The organism is Streptomyces sp. NPDC004134, from assembly GCF_042874195.1.
Lineage (GTDB): Bacteria > Actinomycetota > Actinomycetes > Streptomycetales > Streptomycetaceae > Streptomyces.
In genome coordinates, this window is the sequence record NZ_JBIAMS010000004.1 from 1 (window position 1) to 20725 (window position 20725).

Sequence of the window (20725 nt, forward strand, 5' to 3'; positions counted from 1 at the left end):
TTGGCATCGATTACTTGGCACACTGTTGAGTTCTCAAAGAACGGACACTACCTTCAAAACCCTTCCGGGCCTCTCCGGGCGTTTCCCTTCGGTGTTCTGAACCTTACCAGACCTTTTTCGGTGCGAATTACCGCTCCGGATCAGGCAGTTCAGAGAGTGCTCTGTCGCGGAGTCGTCGTGCTCTCCTGCTCGAGCGACGTGAACAGTACCAGGTCAACCGCGGGCGATGCGAATCGCCCTCAGGCGTCCAGGGAGTTGGGCGGGGTGTCGAGTTCTTCGAGTTCGACACCGGGGGCCGCCAGGACCACGTCGCCGGCGAGGTGGACCTCGCCCCGATCGCCCGTTTCCAGGTCGCTGACCTGGTAGTTCACCACCCGCAGCGGCCCCGTGTCGGCCTCGTGGGTGTCCTCCCCCGTCCGTCTCCACGCCTGGTCCAGCGTGCGCGGGGCGAGGACCGGGCGGGTGAGGGCCACGAGGCGGAGGCGTTGGGGAGCCTGGGTGGGAGGGGGCCCGAGGAGGCGGGTGGTGGCGATGAGGAAGGCCGGGGAGGTCCCGGTGAATCCCTGGGCGCGGGCGTTGCCCTCGCGGGCCTGCTCGCCCGTGGGGTCCGAGCGGACCCAGGTGATGCCGTCGAGTGCCGCGCCGCGGACCTGCCAGCCGGCGGCGTGGAGTTCGAGGCGGACGGGGCGGCCGAGGTGGTCGATGGTGAGGTCCACGGAGCCTGTGGCCGTGCCGTCGGGGGCGGTGGTCCTGGCGGTGTAGCGCCAGCCGGAGGCGCCGGGGGCGCAGTGGAAGTGCTCGTCGCCCAGCGGGGTGCCGTCGTACGGGTCGTAGAGGGAATAGCGTCCGCGCGGCATGTGCCGCACCCTACGCGGCGTGCCCTCCCCCGACGCGCGGCCGCCCGCCCGGGGGTTCCCGGGCGGGCGGTGGTGGTGGTGCCGGGCTCAGTACCGGTAGTGGTCCGGCTTGTACGGGCCCCCGACCTGCACGCCGATGTACGACGCCTGCTCCGGCCGGAGTTCGGTGAGCCGGACGCCGAGGGCGTCGAGGTGGAGGCGGGCGACCTTCTCGTCGAGGTGCTTGGGCAGCACGTAGACGCCGGTCGGGTACTCGGAGGTCTTCGTGAACAGCTCGATCTGGGCGATCGTCTGGTTCGCGAAGGAGTTGGACATGACGAACGACGGGTGGCCCGTCGCGTTGCCGAGGTTCAGCAGGCGGCCCTCGGACAGGACGATGAGCACCCTGCCGTCGGGGAAGGTCCAGGTGTGCACCTGCGGCTTGACCTCGTCCTTGACGATGCCGGGCAGCTTGGCGAGGCCGGCCATGTCGATCTCGTTGTCGAAGTGGCCGATGTTCCCGACGATCGCCTGGTGCTTCATCCGCTGCATGTGCTCGGCGAGGATGATGTCCTTGTTGCCGGTGGCGGTGACGAAGATGTCGGCGGTCTCGACGACGTCCTCCAGCCGCGCCACCTGGTAGCCGTCCATGGCTGCCTGGAGGGCGCAGATCGGGTCGATCTCGGTGATGATCACCCGGGCGCCCTGGCCGCGCAGGGACTCGGCGCAGCCCTTGCCGACGTCGCCGTAGCCGCAGATGACCGCGGTCTTGCCGCCGATGAGGACATCGGTGGCGCGGTTGATGCCGTCGACGAGGGAGTGGCGGCAGCCGTACTTGTTGTCGAACTTCGACTTGGTCACCGAGTCGTTGACGTTGATGGCCGGGAAGAGCAGCGTGCCGGCCTGGTGCATCTCGTAGAGCCGGTGGACCCCGGTGGTCGTCTCCTCGGTGACGCCGCGGATCTCGGACGCGAGCTGCGTCCACTTCTGCGGGGTCTCGGCGACGGTGCGGGTGAGGAGCTGGAGGATGACGCGCTCTTCGTCGCTCTCCGCGGTGTCGGGCGAGGGGACCTTGCCGTCCTTCTCGAACTCGACGCCCTTGTGGACGAGGAGCGTGGCGTCGCCGCCGTCGTCGAGGATCATGTTCGGCCCGCCGGTGTCGGTGCCGGGCCAGGTCAGCGCCTGCTCCGTGCACCACCAGTACTCCTCCAGCGTCTCGCCCTTCCAGGCGAAGACGGGGACGCCGCGGGGGTCGTCCGGGGTGCCGTCGGGGCCGACCGCGATGGCCGCGGCGGCGTGGTCCTGGGTGGAGAAGATGTTGCACGAGGCCCAGCGGACCTCGGCGCCGAGGGCGGTCAGCGTCTCGATGAGGACCGCGGTCTGCACGGTCATGTGGAGCGAGCCGGTGACGCGGGCGCCGGCGAGCGGCTGGGCCTCGGCGTACTCCTTGCGGATGGACATGAGGCCGGGCATCTCGTGCTGGGCGAGCTGGATCTCCTTGCGGCCGAAGGCGGCCAGGGACAGGTCGGCGACCTTGAAGTCCGGGCTCGTGGCGGTGGTCGTGGAAGTCACGTCGCAACTCCTTGAGGGTGGTCGGATTCCCTGAGCGCAGACGGGACGTGCGCGCGGCGCCCCTGCGCACGCACGCGTGCGGACACACCGGTCCCTCTGCGGCTCAGTCCGCCGGAGGCCCTCTCTCCCCCTCGGCCGGCCCGCTGGCGGGCCACCCGATCGCCATCAGCAGCGACGTCTGGCTCTGCCCCACGAATCTACCGCAGGCCGCGCTCGCCGCGTGGGCATGTGGAGAACGGGAACTGGCCATCCCGCGGACCGGACAACCGGTGAGACGCCCGGCCCCTGGTGGGGGCGCGGCGGCCGCTTTCAAGCCGGACCCGGACTCGTTACTTGTCCGCCTGTGCGCGGGCGATGTCCGGCTCCAGGTAGATCATCCTCGCCACCGGCACCGCCTCCCGTACCCGCGACTCCGCGGCGTCGATGGCGCGCGCCACCTCGCCCGCGGTGTCGTCGTGCTGCACCGCGATCTTCGCGGCGACCAGCAGCTCGTCCGGACCGAGGTAGAGGGTCTTGAGGTGGATGACCCGGGTGACGGCGTCGCCGTCGACGAGCGCGGTGCTGATGGCCTCGACGTCGGCCTCGCTGGCGCCCTCGCCGAGCAGGAGGCTCTTGGTCTCGATGGCGAGTATGACGGCGATGATCAGCAGCAGGACGCCGATGCACACGGTGCCGACGCCGTCCCAGACGCCGTCGCCGGTGGCGAGGGCGACGCCGACGCCGAGGAGCGCCAGGATCAGGCCGACGAGCGCGCCGAGGTCCTCCAGCAGCACCACGGGCAGTTCGGGCGCCTTGGCGCGGCGGATGAACTGCCACCAGCCCTGGCTGCCCCGTACCTCGTTGGACTCCTTGATGGCGGTGCGGAAGGAGAAGGTCTCCGCGATGATCGCGAAGACGAGGACGCCCACCGGCCAGTACCAGTGGTCGATCGCGTGCGGGTCCTCGATCTTGTGATAGCCCTCGTAGATCGCGAAGAGGCCGCCGACCGTGAAGAGGACGATGGAGACGAGGAACGCGTAGACGTACCTCTCGCGGCCGTAGCCGAAGGGGTGTTCCTTCGTGGCGGCGCGCTTGGCGCGCTTGCCGCCGAGGAGCAGCAGCGCCTGGTTGCCGGAGTCGGCCAGGGAGTGCACGGCCTCGGCGAGCATGGAGGACGAGCCGCTGAAGGCCCATGCCACGAACTTCGCGACCGCGATCGACAAGTTGGCGCCGAGCGCCGCGAGGATCGCCTTCGTACCGCCGCCTGCAGCCATGTGCCGCCGGTTCCCTTCCGTCCGCCGCCGCGGGGCGCGGCGGGAGGCCGCGCCCTTCACGGCGGCACATTCTGTCAGCACCGCGGCCGGTGGGCGCAAGCCCTGCCGGCCGCGGTTGTGGACGACCTGCGGCGGAGCGCGGAGATCCGTCCGGCGGCGGTCAGTTGTCCGTGGTGGCACGGAAGAGCGTGCCGGAGCCGGTGGCGTGCAGCGTGCCGTCGGCGACCGGGACGAAGGCCGACTCGCCGCGGTGCAGGGCCAGGTGCTCGCCGGCGGCGTTGGTCAGCTCGGCGCTGCCGTCGGTGCACAGCAGGATCTGCGGGCCCGCGCCCTCCGTCTGGGCGACGGTGACGGGGCCGTCGTCGAGGTCGTGGCGGTACAGGCGGAAGTCGTCGACGGGGACGGGGTAGCGGCCGTCGGGGCCGGCCCGCAGCACCTCGGGGGCGCCCGGGGTGAAGGAGACGATCTTCAGCAGCTCCGGCACGTCGACGTGCTTGGGGGTGAGGCCGCAGCGCAGCACGTTGTCGGAGTTGGCCATGATCTCGACGCCGACGCCGTCCAGGTAGGCGTGCGGGACGCCGGCGCCGAGGAAGAGCGCCTCGCCGGGCTGCAGCCTGATGACGTTGAGCAGGAAGGCGGCGACGACGCCGGGGTCGCCGGGCCAGGAGCGGGCCAGGGCGCCGTAGGCGGCGTAGTCGGCGGCGTACGGGCTGTCGGTGGTGCCCAGCTTCTCCGCCGCCCGGCCCGCGGCCTCGACGGTGGCCGCCAGCTCGTCGCGGTCCGCACGCAGTACGCCGGCGAACACCTCGCGCAGCGCGTCCTCCTGGGGCTGTGCGCGCAGGGCGTCGGCGTACGGCTTGAGGCCGTCGACGCCGAGGCCGTCGAGCAGGCCGGCGGCGTCCGCGGGCGGGCGGAAGCCGCACAGGCCCTCGAAGAGGGTGAGGGCGCAGATCAGCTCGGGCTTGTGGTTGGCGTCCTTGTAGTTGCGCTCGGGGGCGTCGGCGGGGACGCCGTGCTCCTCCTCTTCGAGGTACCCGACGCGGGCCTGGGCGAGGTCGGGGTGGACCTGGAGGGAGAGCGGGGCGGCGGCGGCGAGCACCTTGAGGAGGAACGGCAGCCGGGGCCCGAAGCGCGCCACCGTCGCCGCGCCCAGCTCGCCCTCGGGGTCGCCGTCGATCACCTGGTCCAGGGGGACGGGCCCGGCGCCGCGGTCGAGGCGGGAGGGCGCGCCGGGGTGGGCGCCCATCCACAGCTCTGCCTGCGGCTCGTCGGTCGGGTCGGTGCCGAGCAGCTCGGGGATGGCGGTGGTGGAGCCCCAGGCGTACGGGCGGACGGTGTTGTTCAGGCGATCCATACGGCCATCTTGGTACGGGTCAGGCGGAACCTGCAGCCAGGGCGAGGTAAACGGCGGTGAAATCGGCGGTGGCGATCAGCTCGCCCGCGGCCTCCAGGGGATCCCCGTCGGACGGTTCCAGCTCGCTGACGGGGGTGCCCTGGGCGGAGGCCAGCTCGCGGGCCGCGGGGGCGGCCTCCCGGGGGGTGCGGGCGGTGTCGGCGGACTCGTCGTGCAGCAGGACGATCCGGGCGCGGAGCGCGGCGGGCTCCTCGACGCGGTCGCGGAAGATGTCGTCCGGGTCGGCGCCGGAGGTGAAGGCCCCGGACAGCAGCATGCCGTGGGCGGCGAGCGCGTCGGGCAGCGTCGCGGGCAGCGCGGGGCGGCCGGCGACGGCGGCCAGTTGGCGGGCGAAGTAGCGCGCGGCGACGCCCGCGAGGGGGCCCTCGCTCCACAGCAGCGGCAGCGACTCGGCCAGCTCGGCGGCGAGCGTCTTGGCGGGGTTCGCGTACGTCTCGATGGCGGGCCCGCAGCGCTCGGCGACGATGTCGAGGCGGTCGGCGACCCGGGAGAGGGCGTCGTCGGGGGCGTCGATCAGGTCGATGCGGTCGGCGAGCGCGAGCAGCGGGGTGAGCAGCGGCCACAGGCCGCCGGTCTCGATCTGCTCGCCGGGGGCGCGCAGCAGCGGCATCGCGAGGCCGCGGGAGGTGACGATCTCGGTGACCGCGGAGGTGCGGGGGGCGACGGCGGCGACGGTGCAGCCGCGCCGGTACGCCTGCTCGACGAGCGCGGTGAGGCCCGGCTCGCGGCCGTAGTCGGTGGCGATGAGCAGCAGGTCGTACGGGCCGGCCCAGCCGGGCAGCGTCCAGTTCAGGGCGCTGGGCTCGGGCCGGGCGCCGGTGGGGCGCAGGGCGGTGACGGGGCTGGCGCCCGCGGTCAGCGCGCGCAGCAGGTCGGCGGTGGTGTTCGCGACGGGTCCCGGGGCGGCGACGAGCACCGCGCGGGGGCGGCCGTCGGGCCGGACCCGGGCGAGGTCGGACTCGGCGGCCTGGCGGGCGGCGATGCGCATCTGGGCGCCGGCCTGGGCGGCGCTGCGCAGCAGGCCGCGGGCGTCGGCGCGGGCGAGTTCCCCGGGGTCGTCGAGCAGCGACTCGTCGAGCATGGCGGCGGGGCCTAGGCGGGGCGGCGGGCTTCGTCCACGAGCAGGACGGGGATTTCGTCGCGTACGGGATAGACGAGGCCGCAGGTGTCGGAGGTGCACTGCAGCTCGGGCTCGCCGGGGGCCTCCGAGGCGCCGCCGGCCGCGCCGTCCTTGCTCTCGCGCAGCGGGGCGTGGCACGCCGGGCAGGCGAGGATCTCCAGGAGGCTGGCGTCGACCGGCATGTGCGTCCCCTTCGGCTGGCTGCTGCGGTGCTGGGCTCGGCTGTGCGTACGAGCAGCAGGCGCCAGCCTACCGCCGGGCGTACGGGCCCGCCTGCCCGCGTCGGGGCCTGTGGACGGGCGCGGGGGCGGGCGGCGTCCGGGCGGTGGTGAGGGCGGTGCGGGGCGGGGGTAAGGGCCGTACGCCTAGGGACGCTGCCCCTTACCGGCCCGCCTGCCGCGCCCCGCGGCCTCAGCCGCGTACCAGCGCCAGCGCCTCGTCCCGCACCTGCGCCATCGTGTCCGCGTCGTCCGCCTCCACGTTCAGCCGCAGCAGCGGCTCGGTGTTGGACGCCCGCAGGTTGAACCACCAGCCGTCGCCGGTGACCGTCAGCCCGTCCAGCTCGTCGATCGTGACGCCCTCGCGCCCGGCGTACGCGGCCCTGACCGCCGCGAGCCGGGCGTCCTGGTCGTCGACGGTGCTGTTGATCTCGCCGGAGGCCGCGTACCGGTCGTAGGCGGCGACGAGCTGCGACAGCGGGCCCTCCTGGCCGCCGAGGGCGGCGAGGACGTGGAGCGCGGCGAGCATGCCGGTGTCGGCGTTCCAGAAGTCGCGGAAGTAGTAGTGCGCGGAGTGCTCGCCGCCGAAGATGGCGCCGGTCTTGGCCATCTCCTCCTTGATGAAGGAGTGGCCGACGCGGGTGCGCACGGGCGTGCCGCCCTGCTCCTTGACGACCTCGGGCACGGTCCAGGAGGTGATGAGGTTGTGGATGATCGTGCCGCCGCCGTTGCGCTCCAGCTCGCGCGCGGCGACCAGCGCGGTGATCGCGGACGGCGGGACCGGGTCGCCCTTCTCGTCGACGACGAAGCAGCGGTCGGCGTCGCCGTCGAAGGCGAGGCCGGCGTCGGCGCCGGTCCTGCGGACCTCGGCCTGGAGGTCGACGATGTTCTTCGGATCGAGCGGGTTGGCCTCGTGGTTGGGGAAGGTGCCGTCCAGCTCGAAGTACATGGGGACGACCTCGACGGGCAGCGGCTCGAAGACACTGGGCACGGTGTGGCCCGCCATGCCGTTGCCGGCGTCGACGACGACCTTCAGCGGCCGGATGGCGCCGAGGTCGACCAGGGAGCGCAGATGGGCCGCGTAGTCGGCGAGGAGGTCGGTCTCCGTGACGCTGCCGGGCTTCGCGACCGGGACGGGCGCCCCTTCTGCCTGCCACCGCTCGACCTTGGCGCGGATCTCGGCGAGCCCCGTGTCCTGGCCGACGGGGGCGGCACCGGCGCGGCACATCTTGATGCCGTTGTACCGCGCGGGGTTGTGGCTCGCGGTGAACATGGCGCCGGGCAGGCCGAGATGGCCGCTGGCGAAGTAGAGCTGGTCGGTGGAGCACAGGCCGATGAGGACGGCGTCCGCGCCGCGGGCGACGGCTCCGCGCGCGAAGGCGGCGGCCAGCGCGGGCGACGAGGGGCGCATGTCATGGCCGACGACGATCTTGCCGGCGCCGGTGGTCTCGGTGAAGGCGGCGCCGAAGAGCTCGACGAGCGGCTCGTCGAGCTGCTCGGGGAAGACGCCGCGCACGTCGTACGCCTTCACGATCGTCGAGAGATCGGTCACGGTTTACCGCCCTTTCGCACGCTGCTGAGGCTTGCACAGTACGCGATGGGGCGGACACACGCCGTCCGGGGCCGGGGCGGCAGGGACCGTACGGGAGCAGCCCGGCGGGCGGGCGGCGGTCAGCCTTCGGGAGAGCGGAGCACCCGCAGGTGGGCGCGGCGCGCGACCTCCATGGGGTCGGCGTCGCGGCCGCCGGGGGCCACGGCGCGCGGGGCGGCCATCCCGTCCCTGTCGGCCGCCGCGCGGGGCGGGCGGGCCGCTTCGCGCACGGCGTTGGCCAGGGCCTCCAGGTCGTCGCTGCTGGGCCGCGCGGGTCCGGTGGGGACCGCGAGCCGGACGACCTCCCAGCCGCGCGGGGCCGTGAGCCGCTCGGAGTGCTCCGTGCACAGGTCGTAACAGTGGGGCTCGGCGTACGTCGCGAGAGGGCCGAGGACGGCGGTGGAGTCGGCGTAGACGTAGGTGAGCGTCGCGACGGCGGCTCGGCCGCATGCGGTGCGCGAACAGCGACGTACAGGGCTCACGACGTTGGACGGTACCGCACTCCTGAGCGGGCCGCGACGACTCACCATCGCGTCACCCACCCGTGTCGCCCGCCGTGCGGTGCGAAGCCGGTCGCGTATGGCCGAGTTGACCTGCGACGTCGGTCACATCGGCGGTGGCTACGACGTTGCAAGTGATCAGCCCTGGCTGCAAATCATGTCAATCCAACCGGTTTCGGCGGACTTCGGCCCGTTCATCTGCGAGCCGATTCCTGTGCCGACCGTTCACTTCGCGACATTCCCGGGGTTGCCCCGGGATGGTCTGCGGCGGGCCCGGCGCGGGCTACGCTCATCGGTGATGGAGCACACAGAACGACCGGCGCCGCCCCCAGGGCCCCCGCCGCGCCCGCGCGGCCGCACCCGCGACCGTCATGGCCGCGGCATGCGGGGCCCCGTGGCGCCGCCGCAGGTACCGCTGGCGGTCAGCCGCTCGGACGCCTTCGTCGACCTGGTGCACGAGTCCGCCACCCGGCTGGAACGCCGCTGGCCCCAGCTTGCCGGCGTCGAGTTCGCCGTCCTCGACGTCCCCGGCGGCGGCAACGGCCCGGCCGGCTGGGAGGACGACGGCGCGGTGCCGCTCGGCCGGCTCGTCACCGGCGGCGGGGGCCCGGACCGCATCGTCGTCTACCGCCGCCCCGTCGAGATCCGCACGAAGAACCGCGACGAGCGCGCGCTGCTGGTGCACGAGGTGATCGTCGAGCAGGTCGCGGAACTCCTCGGCGTCGCCCCGGAGTCGGTCGATCCGCACTACGGCCAGGACTGACGGCGGCACCGTACGTCAGTCCGTGAGGACGCCCAGGTCCTGCTCGGCGTCCGGGACTTCGACCATCCCCTTGTCGTCGGGGAGGGTCTGGATCGTGAACATCGGGATGCCGCTCTCCTTCGTCGCCAGCGTCCGCGAGGCGTAGAGCTCGCCGCCCGAGACACGCTCGACGGTGAGCGCGAAGGTGCCCTCGGTGCCGGACGTCTTCGGCGGCTCGATGGTCAGCGTGGTGCGCGGCTTGACCGTGTACGTCTCCTCCGCCGCTTCACCGCCCTCGCTGCCCGGCGACGCGGTGACCTTGACCTCGACGGCCTTGCCCGGCGCGGCGAGCGACAGGCTCGCGGCCTTCGGCCAGTTCCCCGAGGCGGTGGTGCGCTCCTCGACCGGCGCGGCGGAGGGGATGAACGCCATCTCCTGCTCGGTGTTCTTGCCCCGGGTCACCCGCAGGGCCGCGACGATGGGTGTGCTGCTGCCGTCCTCCGGCTCCAGGATCAGCGAACCCACCTCGCCCTGGGTGAGTTTCTGCATGTCGATCGCCGTCGTCATGCCGCTCTTGGCGTGTATCGACTCGTACCCGGCGGGGGTGATCGAGCCGTTGGGCCCGGCGAGCTTCACGGCGAGGTCGGCGTCGTCCTCGCCCGGGACGTAGACGACGAGGCGTACGGAGGTGGCGTCACCGGGGATGCCGGGGAGGACCGCGCCGGGCGCGGGTTCTGAGACGGGCTGGAGCCAGTCGCCGCCGACCTGCTCGTCGGCGGCGTGCACGGCGGCGCCGACGCGGCCGGAGCGCACGGCGACGTGCAGCGCGACGTTGATCGACGGCTCGTCGGCGAGCGTGGAGAGCAGCACCGAGACGCTGGAGCGGGCGGGGACCTGGATGCCGTTGCCCGTCTCGCTCTCGACCGGGCCGTCCTTGTCGAACAACTGAAGGTCGACGACGGCGGCCTCGTCGTCGGGGTTGGTGAGCTGGACGTAGTCGCGGCGCTCGTCGATCGTGCTGGCGCCGGCGAACCAGAACTCGCTGTCCGGGGCCGTGCAGCGCGCGCCGGACAGGCCGCGGCCGTCGCCCGCGGTGACGAGGGTCGTCTGCTGCACGCTCCAGCCGGGGGCGAAGTCGCCCTCGGCGGTGCCGACGAGCGCGGGGGCCTCGGCCTCGTCGGTGGTGGCCTCGGCGGGGGTGCCGGCGCGCTTCAGGGGGGCGACGGGGTCGGGTCCGTCGTCCTTCTTTTGTCCGTCGCCCTCGTCCTCGCCGTCGCCCTTGTCCTCGCCGTCGTCCTTCTTCTCTTGCTGGTCCGCGGCTTCGGACTCCGTGGTGGCGGGAAGCAGTTCGGCGCTTCCTTCGTCGCCCTCGCCGCCGGGCACGAAGGAGGTGTACGTCGTCTCGCCGAGCTCCGTATCGCCCGGCTGCGGGCACAGCAGGGAGGAGCGCTCGACGGCGATGCGCGCCGCGGCGGGCGCGGCGTTGCCGCCGTCGTCCTCGTCACCGGGGACGGTGAGGGTGGCGACGCCCGCGGTGACGGCGAGTGCGGCCGCGGCGGCGATCAGGGAGAGGGGGCCGGTCTTCACGCGTTGTCGCTCCCGTCCCGCTCGGCGCCCGCGCCGTGGTTCCGTTGGTCGTAGTACGGGCCGGAGTACTGCCCCGCGCCGTACGGGTCCTGCCCGCCGTCGCCGTAGCCCTGGCCGCCCTGCGGCGGCACCGCGGGGGCGCCGGGCCGCTGTTCGCCCTCGTACGCATCCGGGTCGTACTGCGGCTCGTAGGGCGCCTCGTACGCCGTCCCGCCGTACTGCCCGCCGTAGCCGGTGCCCTCCCACTCGTAGCCCTGCGGCGGGGCCGCGTACGGGTCGGCGACCGCCGTGTCCCCGTAGCCCTGCTCCACCTGCCCGGCACCGGCCACCGGCGCCGCGGCCCAGGCCGGCTGCTCGTCGGGCGAACCGGTCGCCCCGGAGGACCCCGGCGGAGCCGGCGGCATCGGCGGCGCCTCGGGCACGGCACCCGGAGCGCCCTCGCCCGCGCCCTCGGCCTCCGCCGCGGCGGCCTGCGCCCGCAGCCGCCGTGCGCGCCGCCCGTCGCCCTCCAGCGCCTGCGCCGGGATCGCCGGGACGCCCGCCTCCGGCAGGTCGTCGTCCACGTCGCGCCGCCGTCCGGGCAGCGCCAGCACCAGCAGGACGAGCAGCGCCGCGCCGCGCGCCCAGGTCCACGCCGTGTGCGTCACGGCGGTGTCGTACGTGACGTCCAGCCGCCCGCCGCCCGCAGGCAGTTCGAAGCCCTGCGCCCAGCCGTCGACCGTCGTGGCCTCCAGCGGCTCGCCGTCCAGGGTGGCCTGCCACCCGGCGCTCGCCGCGTCCGCGAGGCGCAGCACGCGGCCCTCGGGACCCTCCTTGAGGTCCGTGTGCACCTCGACGGGTCCGGCGGCCACGGGCACCGGCTCGGCGGCACCCCGGGCCTCGTCGTCACCCGCGACGACGGTCGCGCGCGAGACCCGCGCGTCGACGCGCCAGAGCGCGCCGCCGTCCTGCTGGCTGAGCCGGGTCAGCCCGGGGGTGGCGTCGAGTACGCGGCCGAAGGTGCGCGGGGCGTCGTTGCGTACGAGGACGTAGCGCACGGCGTACGCGCCCAGCTCCGCCGACTGGTCGGCGCCGGAGCCGGCCACGAGCCCGGAGACGGTGCCGGACAGCCGCGGGTTGCCCCCGTCGGCCGCGGCCAGTTCGGCGTCGCCGAGGCGGGTGCCCGCGCCCCGTACGAGCATGTACTCGACCTGGCCGACCGACCCGCCGACGACCAGCGTGCGCGGCTGGTCAGGCGTGCGGCTCTCCTCCGCGACGAACGCGGGCACCTGGTCGGCGCCGCCGCGCTCCAGCGGGCCGTCAGCCCCCCGCCACATCCAGCCGACGGCCAGCACCAGCGGCCCCACGGCGCAGGCGACGGCGACGAGCACCGCGGCCGGCTGCCGCCAGCCGAAGGACTGCTCGGCGACGCGGTGGCGGGCGCCGTCGGCGCCGATGACGGCGGCGGCCAGCAGCGCGATCCCGTAGACGAGCGTCTGCGGCCCGGTCCAGCCGTCGCCCGCGCCGGCCGCGGCGAGCAGCCCGGCGACGGCGGCGACGACCCACGCGGCACCCACCGGCAGCCGCCGGTCGGAGCGCAGCAGGGCGGCCAGCGCGGCGAGCACCACGCCGGCGAGAAACACGCCGCCGCCCGCGTTGGGGCCGCCGGGCGAGGCGAGCAGCAGGCCCAGCGGGGTCACGTCGTCGGCGGCGGTGTCCAGTCCGGCCTCGGTGAAGAAGCCGGACGGTGCCGTCAGCAGATCGAGGGACCAGGGCGCCAGCAGCACCACGGGGGTCACCAGGACGGCCAGTTGACGCAGGACGGGCCCGAGGGGGCTCCGGCCGCGTACGACGGTCCAGACGACCAGCGCACCGGCCAGCAGGGCGGCCAGCGGCCAGACGACGGGGGTGAAGGCGGTGGTGACGGTCAGCAGCAGCGCGTACGCCCAGGCGCCGCGCCAGCTCGCCCGGCCGCGCAGCCCGCCGGCGGCGACGGCCGCGCGGGCGAGGAGCGGCAGCAGCACGGCGAGCACCGCGGTACCGATGCGGCCGGCGGCGAGCGCGCCGGTGGCGGCGGGCAGGAAGGCGTACGCGACGCTGCCCCAGGCGCGCAGCAGCCGGGAGCTGACGAGCGGCCGGGAGGCGAAGTACGCGGTGAAGCCGGCCAGCGGCACGGAGCAGACGAGCAGCAGGGTCAGCGCGGCGTTGGTGCTGCCGAACAGGATGGTGCCGAGACCGGCGAGGAACGCCAGGTAGGGCGGTGCGTCCTGGGTGCCGCCGGTGCCGACGGGGTGCCAGGAGTCGGCGTACGACGACCAGAGGTCGCCGGCGTCGGCGGGGGCGGGCAGGAGCGCGCCGCCGATGAGGGCGCCGCCGCCGATCAGCTCGCGGCAGGCGATGAGGGCGACGAGCAGCAGGACGGCGAAGAGCACCGGGCCCGGCTTGCGCGCCACCCGCTTCATCCGGGCGAACTGCTCGACTTCGAGAAAGTCGGCATCGTCGTCGCCCGGGCCGGACTCGACGGCACCGCCGTGCCGGCCGCCGCCGGACAGCTCGGGCTCAGAGCGGCCGCTGAAGTTGCTGAGCACCTGCTCGACGGTGGCGCGTACGGTCGCGCCGCGGCCGGGGAAGAGCGGCTTGAGGTCGCCGGGCGGCACGGCGGGCTTGCCGCGCCTGCGGCGGGCGGCGGCGATGCGGTGCGGCCGCAGCAGCACGGCGCCGAGTCCCGCGACTTCGTCGAGGGCCTGCCGCGGGACCTTGCCGACGAGGTACGCCAGCGTGCGCAGCAGGGTGCCGAGGACGAGCCGGAACGCGATGTACGGCAGGGCCGCGGTGCTGGAGTTGACGAGCAGGGTGTAGGCGGCGCCGGCCTTGTCGACGCGGTGCGGGCTCGCCCCCTTCGCGGTCTGCCCCGATCTGCCCATGCAGTCGATGGAGCGCCGCTCGCGGGCGGCGGCCTCGGCGTGCCGCATGACGGCGTCGGGCTGGACGACGACCCGGTGGCCGGCCTTGTGGGCGCGCCAGCACAGGTCGACGTCGTCGCGCATGAGGGGCAGCCGGGCGTCGAAGCCGCCGAGTTGGTCGAAGACGTCGCGGCGGATGAGCATGCCGGCGGTGGAGACGGAGAGCACGTCGCGGATGCCGTCGTGCTGGCCCTGGTCCTGCTCGCGGCGGTCGACGCCGGTCCAGCGGCGGCCGCTGTGGGCGATGGAGACGCCGGCCTCCAGCAACTGCCTGCGGTCGTACCAGCTCCGCAGCTTGGGGCCGATGATCGCGGCGGAGGGCATGTCGTCGGCGAGGCGGAGCATGGCGGCGAGCGCGTCGGGCTCGGCGGCGCAGTCGTCGTGCAGCAGCCAGAGCCACTGGACGGGCTCGCCGTGCGGGAACTCCGGCATGTCGTACGCGTCGTCGCGCCAACTGCGGCTGACGGGGTCCCAGCCGCTGGGGCGGCGCAGGTAAGGCAGTTGGTCGGGGGTGAGCACGCCCGCGGTGCGGGCGGCCTCGGCGGCGGCGGTGCCGAAGCCGGTGCGGCGGGCGAGGTGGAGCACGCGCTCGGCGCCGAGGGCTTCGGTGAGGATGCGGGCGGAGCCGTCGGCGCTGCCGGTGTCGGCGGCGATGACGCTCTGCACGGGGCGCTCCTGCGCCGTGAGCGCGGCGAGCGCGTCGGGCAGCCACCGTTCGCCGTCGTGCGAGACGAGCACGGCGGTGACGACGTGCCGCGGGAAGGCGGGGGTGCCGCCGCCGGGGGCGGCCGCGGTCGTCCCGGGCCGGCCTGCTCCGTCGGCTGCGGCGGCCGGGTAGCCGGCCGCGTAGTCAGCGTTGCTGTGCTCGGACATCGAGGTGCGGACCCCTGGTGGAGTCCGGGTCACCTCCCGGGAATGTGGCGGCTGTCGTGGACGGTGCCCCACACTAGAGGGTCCCTCCGTCACAGGGCGACTTGGCGGACGATCCCCGGGCCGCCGCCGGGTTCCGCCGAGGTCACGTACGCCGTACGGGCGCCGGGCGCACGCCCGCGCGAATCCCGTGGCGCCGCGCTCGCCGCCGCGGGCCCGCCCGGCGCGCGGCTGCGCCGCCGGTGACAGCGCCCGCTACGGCACGGTCACGGCACCGGCTAGAGGGCCGCCTTCTTCAGCCGGCGCCGCTCCCGTTCGGACAGGCCGCCCCAGATCCCGAAGCGCTCGTCGTTGGCGAGGGCGTACTCCAGGCACTCGGACCGGACTTCGCAGGCGAGGCAGACCTTCTTGGCCTCGCGTGTGGATCCGCCCTTCTCCGGGAAGAAGGACTCGGGATCGGTCTGGGCGCACAGCGCGCGCTCCTGCCACCCGAGCTCCTCGTCCGCCTCCTCGACCAGCACCTGCTGGAACAGCTCGGTCATGTGCGCCCCTCGTCTTTGCTTCCCCGTGATGTTGCCGTTACTGAATCGCCTGAACGGACACGTGTGAAATTACAGGTACGCCGCTCTGGCACAGTCAAGCCGGGATCTGCTATTGGACCTCTTATTCACCCTGCGGCACCAAGCCCTCGTGAATAGTGTTCATATCGGCCAAGACCATGACAGTCCGATAGACCGCGATCCCGGCAGGCACCCCTACCGGGGGAGACGATCGGGGCTACGGCGCCGTTGCGGCCCGCCCGGCAAAGCGAAGAAGATCACAGTCGCGTCACGGATGCACAACGGCACCCCGGCCCCGATGGTCGCCCTGCGGTTGGTCGCCGTCTCTCCGTACAACGGGGTGAATAAACCTTTCGCCACGCCCGGCAACCGGAAGGTGTGAATCCTTGCGGTCAACCCGGACATCCAGTTGACAACCACCCCCCGGATCCGCTCTGCTGATGCGCATGTCGGGCCCGTGGCCGTACCGGCCGAGCGAGGAGTGTCCGAGCTGTTGTAGCCGCTGAGGCTCCAGCTCCGCTCCCTGCTGCCTGCCCCGCAGGCCACCCCTTCGCCACTCTCCGCACTCCTCGCGCACCACAGACGCCAAGGACTCCCGAGCCCCATGCTCAGCGACATCCAGATCGGCGGCGACCCGCTCGCCTTCCCCCACCTCCTCCCGCCCGCGCCCGCCCACCCCGTCACGGTCGCCGACTTCGCCGGCCTCGCCCGCGCGCTCGCCGCCGACCGGGACGCCTGGGCGCTCCTCGTCGGCTACGACCCCGTCACCCGCTGGTACCACCGGCTGCGTACCGGCCCCGGCTACGAGGTGTGGCTGCTGAGCTGGCTGCCGGGACAGCGCAGCGGGGCGCACGGCCACGGCCCGTCCTCCGGCGTACTCACCGTGCTGGAAGGGGAGTTGACGGAGCGCGCGAACCACACCGCGCGCACCCTCACGCCCGGCGCGCAACGCGTCTTCGCGCCGGGGTACGTCCACGAAGTCGTCAACGACGCGCTGACGCCGGCCGTCAGCCTGCACGTCTACTTCCCCGCCCTGACCGAGATGCCGATGCACGAGGACCGTCCCGCCGAAACGACGGTCGCCTGCTGCGCCGCCCGCCAGGGGTACGAGCCCGCCCGCCGCTGAGCCCGGCCTGCAAGACTGGGCTCCATGCGCATCGTTGTACTGGCCGGCGGGATCGGCGGCGCCCGGTTCCTCCGCGGCCTGAAGCAGGCAGAGCCGGACGCGGACGTCACCGTCGTCGGCAACACCGGCGACGACATCCACCTGTTCGGCCTCAAGGTCTGCCCCGACCTGGACACCGTGATGTACACGCTCGGCGGCGGCATCCACGAGGAGCAGGGGTGGGGCCGGGCCGGCGAGACGTTCGCCGTCAAGGAGGAGCTGGCCGCGTACGGCGTCGGGCCCGGCTGGTTCGGGCTCGGCGACCGCGACTTCGCCACCCACATCGTGCGCACCCAGATGCTCGGCGCCGGCTTCCCGCTCAGCGCCGTTACCGAGGCGCTGTGCGACCGCTGGCGGCCGGGGGTGCGGCTGGTACCGATGACCGACGACCGGGTCGAGACGCACGTCGCCGTCGAGTTGGACGGCGAGCGCAAGGCGATCCACTTCCAGGAGTACTGGGTGCGGCTGCGCGCCTCCGTGCCCGCGCTCGCCGTGGTGCCCGTCGGCGCCGAGCAGGCCAAGCCCGCGCCCGGCGTACTGGAGGCCATCGGCGAGGCGGACGTGGTGCTCTTCCCGCCGTCCAATCCCGTCGTCAGCATCGGCACGATCCTCGCCGTGCCCGGCATCCGCGAGGCCATCGCCGACGCCGACGTGCCCGTCGTGGGCCTGTCCCCCATCGTCGGCGGCGCCCCGGTGCGCGGCATGGCGGACAAGGTGCTGGCCGCGGTCGGCGTCGAGTCCACCGCCGACGCGGTCGCGCTGCACTACGGCTCCGGGCTCATCGACGGCTGGCTGGTCGACGAGGTGGACGCGGGGGCGGTGCCGGCGGTGGAGGCCGCCGGGATCCGCTGCCGGGCGGTGCCGCTGATGATGCGGGACACGGACGCGACCGCGCGGATGGCCGCGGCGGCGCTGGAGCTGGCTCAGGAGGTACGGGCATGACGGCGGACGCGGGTACGGGCACGGAGGCCGGCGCGGCCACCGCCACGGCGGTGGCCGCGGGCGAGGCGGCGGCCCCGGAGTTCCGAGTGCGGGCCCTGCCCGGCATCCCCGAGGTCCGTCCCGGCGACGACCTCGCCAAGCTCGTCGCCGCCGCCGCGCCCGGCCTGGCCGGGCCCCCGCTCGCCGACGGGGACATCCTCATCGTCACCTCCAAGATCGTCAGCAAGGCCGAGGGCCGGGTCCGGCAGACCGCCGTGCCCGGCGACCGGGAGGCCGCCATCGACGAGGAGGCCGTACGCCTCGTCGCCCGCCGCGGCCCGCTGCGCATCGTCGAGACCCGGCACGGCCTGGTGATGGCCGCCGCCGGTGTGGACGCCTCCAACACCCCGGCCGGCACCGTCCTGTTGCTCCCCGAGGACTCCGACGCCTCCGCCCGCGCGCTCCGCGCCGGGCTGCGCACGGCCCTCGGCGTCAACGTCGGCATCCTGGTCACCGACACCTTCGGCCGCCCCTGGCGCAACGGCGTCACGGACGTCGCCATCGGCGCCGCCGGCGTCCGGGTGCTGGACGACCTGCGGGGCGCCCCGGACACGTACGGCAACGCCCTGGAGGGCACGATCGTCGCCGCCGGGGACGAACTGGCCGCCGCCGGCGAGCTGGTCAAGGGCAAGGCCGACGGGCTGCCGGTCGCGGTGCTCAGCGGGCTGCCGCAGCTCGTCGCCCCGGCCGGCGAGGACGATGGTCCGGACGCGCGGGCGCTGGTGCGGGAGCCGGCCGAGGACATGTTCCGCCTCGGCACCTCGGAGGCGGTCCGCGAGGCGGTCACGCAGCGGCGCACGGTGCGCGAGTTCAGCGCGGAGCCGGTGGACCCGGCGGCGGTGCGGCGGGCCGTGGCCGCCGCGGTGACGGCGCCGGCGCCGCACCACACGACGCCGTGGCGGTTCGTGCTGCTGGAGTCGCAGGCGGCGCGCACGGAGCTGCTGGACGCGATGCGCGAGGCGTGGATCCGGGACCTGCGGGAGCTGAGCGACTTCACGGAGGAGTCCATCGCCAAGCGGATCCGCCGCGGGGACGTGCTGCGCAAGGCCCCGTATCTGGTGGTGCCCTGTCTGGTGATGGACGGCTCGCACACCTACCCCGACGACCGGCGCAACGCCGCCGAGCGGGAGATGTTCGTCGTCGCCACCGGGGCAGGGGTGCAGAACTTCCTCGTGGCGCTGGCCGGCGAGGGGCTGGGCTCGGCGTGGGTGTCGTCGACGATGTTCTGCCGGGACGTGGTCCGCGAGGTGCTGGACCTGCCGGCGGACTGGGACCCGATGGGTTCGGTGGCCGTGGGCCACGCGGCCGCCCCGCCGCGGCAGCGGCCGCCGCGGACGGCGGACGAGTTCACGGTGGTGCGCTGAGCGCGGCGCGCTCCCCGAGGCGTACGACGGCGGGACTCCGGCCCACCGCGGGCCGGGGTCCCGTCCGACTGATCAATCTGCTCGGTTGGCCGGCGCTCAGTCCGCCGAGACGGTGACCTTGTCGTCGTTCTTGAGCTGCTCGAAGAGCTGCTTGGCCTTCGCCTCGTCCCACTTCTGTACGGAGCCGAGCCGCGGGTCCGTGCCGCCGGAGACGACCGGCAGGTTCATCGACTTGCCGTCGCCGCCCGAGACGCCCTTCATGGCCCAGAACATCTGGGCGACGTTGAACAGGCTCATGTCCTTGTCGACGATCAGCGAGTCCAGGCCCGCACCCATCGTCGGGTAGAGCTTGAACGGGTTCATGATCGTCGTGAACTTCGCCGACTCGCTGGCCAGCTTCGACAGCAGCTTCTGCTGGTTCTTCGTCCGGTCCAGGTCACCGCCCGGCAGCGCGTAGCGGTTGCGGACGAAGGCAAGGGCCTCGGCGCCGTCGAGGTCCTGGCAGCCCTTCTCGAAGTCGGCGCCGGAGTTCTTGTCCTTGACCGCCTCGTCGAAGCACATCTCGACGCCGCCGAGTTCGTCGACGATGTTGGCGAAGCCGCCGAAGCCGATCTCGGCGTAGTGGTCGATCTTCAGGCCGGTGTTGTACTCGACCGTGCGGACCAGCAGTTCCGGGCCCTCGATGGCATACGCGGCGTTGATCTTCTGCGTCTGCTCCGGGATGCGGTTGCCGGTCTCCGAGCCGGTGAAGGACGGGATGGTGACCATCCAGTCACGCGGGAGGCTGACCATCGTGTTCCCGTTGTCACCGGTGTGCAGGATCATCATCGAGTCGGTGCGCTTGCCCTCGACGGAGCCGGTGTGCAGTTCCTGCTGCCGCTCCTTGGACATGCCCTCGCGGCTGTCGGAGCCGACGATGAGGTAGTTCGTGCCCTCCCCGCCGCCCGGGCGGTCCTCGACCTTGCTGAGGTCCACCTCGCGGCGCAGCTTGGAGTCCGCCCAGAAGTACGTGGCGACGGGCACCACTATGAGGATGACGAGCGCGACGATGGCGCCGATCTTGATCCGCTTGCGCCAGTTCGGCGGCGGCTTGCCGTAGCCGCCGGCCTGGCGGCTGCCGCCGTCGTCGCCGTACGGTCCCGAGGGGTCGCCGCCGCCGCTGCGGTAGACCTGTCCCTCGTTGTAACCGTCGCCGTACGGACCGTGCCCGTCGTCGTCGTAGCCCCGGGATCGCTGCGGCGGCACCCCGCCGCCGCCCACGACGGGCATGACGCGGTGGGGCTCCGGATCGGACGCGCGGCTGCCGCGCCCGTACCGGTCCCGGCTGTCTGCAGTCCATCCCTCGGGCCAGTCATTCATGCGGGAAGTGTGCCCTGCCCGCCCGGCCGACCTGAAGGGGGGTTCCGAATCGGGCCGGGCTTGTAGCGGTTCTGATGCAAAGCGGCGCGCCGCATACAGTGACACACATGAACGATCAGGCACGGCTGCCGGCGGGTGAGGCGAAGCCCACCTCGGCCTCCCGCACCACGTTGTCGTCCATCATGACGGCGAACGACGCGAACCTGCTGGGCACCGTGCACGGCGGCGTGATCATGAAGCTGGTGGACGACGTGGCGGGGGCGGTCGCCGGGCGGCACTCGGGCGGGCCCGCGGTGACGGCGTCCATGGACGAGATGGTGTTCCTGGAGCCGGTCCGCATCGGGGATCTGGTGCACGTCCTGGCGCAGGTCAACTGGACCGGGCGGACCTCCATGGAGGTCGGGGTACGGGTGATGGCGGAGCGGTGGAACGAGTCGACGCCGGCGAAGCAGGTCGCGAGCGCGTACCTGGTCTTCGCCGCGGTCGACGACCAGGGCCGCCCGCGCCCGGTGCCGGCGGTCGCGCCGGAGACGGAGCGCGACGAGCGGCGCTGCCAGGAGGCGCAGATCCGGCGCACCCACCGGCTGGCCCGCCGGCGCGCGATCAAGAACCTCCGCGCGGGCGGCGGCACGGCCTGACGGCGGCCCGCCC

Annotated in this window: 17 protein-coding genes; 5 read left to right on the top strand and 12 right to left on the bottom strand. The window is 73.7% G+C overall.

All coding sequences use genetic code 11. The features are described from left to right. Nucleotides 1-239 precede the first annotated feature (239 nt). The 8 genes from ACFYVJ_RS07190 to ACFYVJ_RS07225 form a co-directional block, all read right to left on the bottom strand. Complete coding sequence (locus ACFYVJ_RS07190) at nucleotides 240-857, bottom strand: hypothetical protein (protein WP_388887385.1); 618 nt, start codon at nucleotides 855-857, stop codon at nucleotides 240-242. Between the two features lie 87 nt (nucleotides 858-944). Then, entirely contained in the window at nucleotides 945-2408 is a 1464-nt protein-coding gene (gene ahcY / locus ACFYVJ_RS07195) for an adenosylhomocysteinase (protein ID WP_388887386.1), read from the bottom strand. A 329-nt stretch (nucleotides 2409-2737) separates the two neighbouring features. Further along, nucleotides 2738-3661 (bottom strand): cation diffusion facilitator family transporter, encoded by a 924-nt coding sequence (locus ACFYVJ_RS07200; RefSeq protein ID WP_388887388.1) that lies wholly within the window; start codon nucleotides 3659-3661, stop codon nucleotides 2738-2740. 160 nt (nucleotides 3662-3821) lie between these two features. After that, a complete protein-coding gene (gene manA / locus ACFYVJ_RS07205) occupies nucleotides 3822-5015 on the bottom strand; it encodes a mannose-6-phosphate isomerase, class I (RefSeq protein WP_388887390.1) in 1194 nt (397 codons plus the stop codon). Between the two features lie 19 nt (nucleotides 5016-5034). Next, on the bottom strand, nucleotides 5035-6156 hold the full coding sequence (locus ACFYVJ_RS07210) for an SIS domain-containing protein (protein ID WP_388887392.1): 1122 nt from the start codon (nucleotides 6154-6156) through the stop codon (nucleotides 5035-5037). Nucleotides 6157-6167: 11 nt separating this feature from the next. Beyond that, nucleotides 6168-6377 carry a Trm112 family protein gene (locus ACFYVJ_RS07215; protein ID WP_388887393.1) on the bottom strand — a complete coding sequence of 70 codons (210 nt, stop codon included), beginning with the start codon at nucleotides 6375-6377 and terminating at the stop codon, nucleotides 6168-6170. A gap of 229 nt (nucleotides 6378-6606) precedes the next feature. Beyond that, nucleotides 6607-7965 carry a phosphomannomutase/phosphoglucomutase gene (locus tag ACFYVJ_RS07220; RefSeq protein ID WP_388887395.1) on the bottom strand — a complete coding sequence of 453 codons (1359 nt, stop codon included), beginning with the start codon at nucleotides 7963-7965 and terminating at the stop codon, nucleotides 6607-6609. A 119-nt stretch (nucleotides 7966-8084) separates the two neighbouring features. After that, a complete protein-coding gene (locus ACFYVJ_RS07225) occupies nucleotides 8085-8534 on the bottom strand; it encodes a DUF3499 domain-containing protein (RefSeq protein WP_388887397.1) in 450 nt (149 codons plus the stop codon). A gap of 352 nt (nucleotides 8535-8886) precedes the next feature. On the opposite strand from ACFYVJ_RS07225, the gene ACFYVJ_RS07230 reads away from it, so the two are divergent. Next, complete coding sequence (locus tag ACFYVJ_RS07230) at nucleotides 8887-9267, top strand: metallopeptidase family protein (protein WP_388887399.1); 381 nt, start codon at nucleotides 8887-8889, stop codon at nucleotides 9265-9267. Between the two features lie 15 nt (nucleotides 9268-9282). Here the strand turns inward: ACFYVJ_RS07230 and ACFYVJ_RS07235 are convergent, their stop codons facing one another. The 3 genes from ACFYVJ_RS07235 to ACFYVJ_RS07245 form a co-directional block, all read right to left on the bottom strand. Next, nucleotides 9283-10833 (bottom strand): DUF5719 family protein, encoded by a 1551-nt coding sequence (locus tag ACFYVJ_RS07235; RefSeq protein ID WP_388887401.1) that lies wholly within the window; start codon nucleotides 10831-10833, stop codon nucleotides 9283-9285. After that, a complete protein-coding gene (locus ACFYVJ_RS07240) occupies nucleotides 10830-14648 on the bottom strand; it encodes a glycosyltransferase family 2 protein (RefSeq protein WP_388887403.1) in 3819 nt (1272 codons plus the stop codon). The genes ACFYVJ_RS07235 and ACFYVJ_RS07240 overlap by 4 nt, the downstream gene beginning before the upstream one ends. Before the next feature lie 275 nt (nucleotides 14649-14923). Further along, entirely contained in the window at nucleotides 14924-15187 is a 264-nt protein-coding gene (locus ACFYVJ_RS07245; protein ID WP_018840771.1) for a WhiB family transcriptional regulator, read from the bottom strand. Nucleotides 15188-15809: 622 nt separating this feature from the next. On the opposite strand from ACFYVJ_RS07245, the gene ACFYVJ_RS07250 reads away from it, so the two are divergent. From ACFYVJ_RS07250 to ACFYVJ_RS07260, 3 genes are read left to right on the top strand one after another with little or no spacing between them, the layout of a single operon-like run. Next, the gene (locus ACFYVJ_RS07250) at nucleotides 15810-16331 is read left to right on the top strand and encodes a cysteine dioxygenase (RefSeq protein WP_388887405.1); all 522 of its coding nucleotides are present in this window, start codon (nucleotides 15810-15812) and stop codon (nucleotides 16329-16331) included. 24 nt (nucleotides 16332-16355) lie between these two features. Further along, a complete protein-coding gene (gene cofD, locus ACFYVJ_RS07255) occupies nucleotides 16356-17312 on the top strand; it encodes a 2-phospho-L-lactate transferase (RefSeq protein ID WP_388887407.1) in 957 nt (318 codons plus the stop codon). Continuing rightward, complete coding sequence (locus ACFYVJ_RS07260) at nucleotides 17309-18715, top strand: coenzyme F420-0:L-glutamate ligase (protein ID WP_388887409.1); 1407 nt, start codon at nucleotides 17309-17311, stop codon at nucleotides 18713-18715. The genes cofD and ACFYVJ_RS07260 overlap by 4 nt, the downstream gene beginning before the upstream one ends. A 96-nt stretch (nucleotides 18716-18811) precedes the next feature. Here ACFYVJ_RS07260 and ACFYVJ_RS07265 read toward each other — a convergent pair whose 3' ends face one another. Next, the gene (locus tag ACFYVJ_RS07265) at nucleotides 18812-19984 is read right to left on the bottom strand and encodes an LCP family protein (protein WP_388887890.1); all 1173 of its coding nucleotides are present in this window, start codon (nucleotides 19982-19984) and stop codon (nucleotides 18812-18814) included. Between the two features lie 197 nt (nucleotides 19985-20181). Between ACFYVJ_RS07265 and ACFYVJ_RS07270 the strand changes: the two genes are divergently transcribed. Continuing rightward, nucleotides 20182-20712, top strand: a complete 531-nt coding sequence (locus ACFYVJ_RS07270) for an acyl-CoA thioesterase (protein WP_388887411.1) — start codon at nucleotides 20182-20184, stop codon at nucleotides 20710-20712. The last annotated feature ends 13 nt before the right edge of the window (nucleotides 20713-20725 follow it).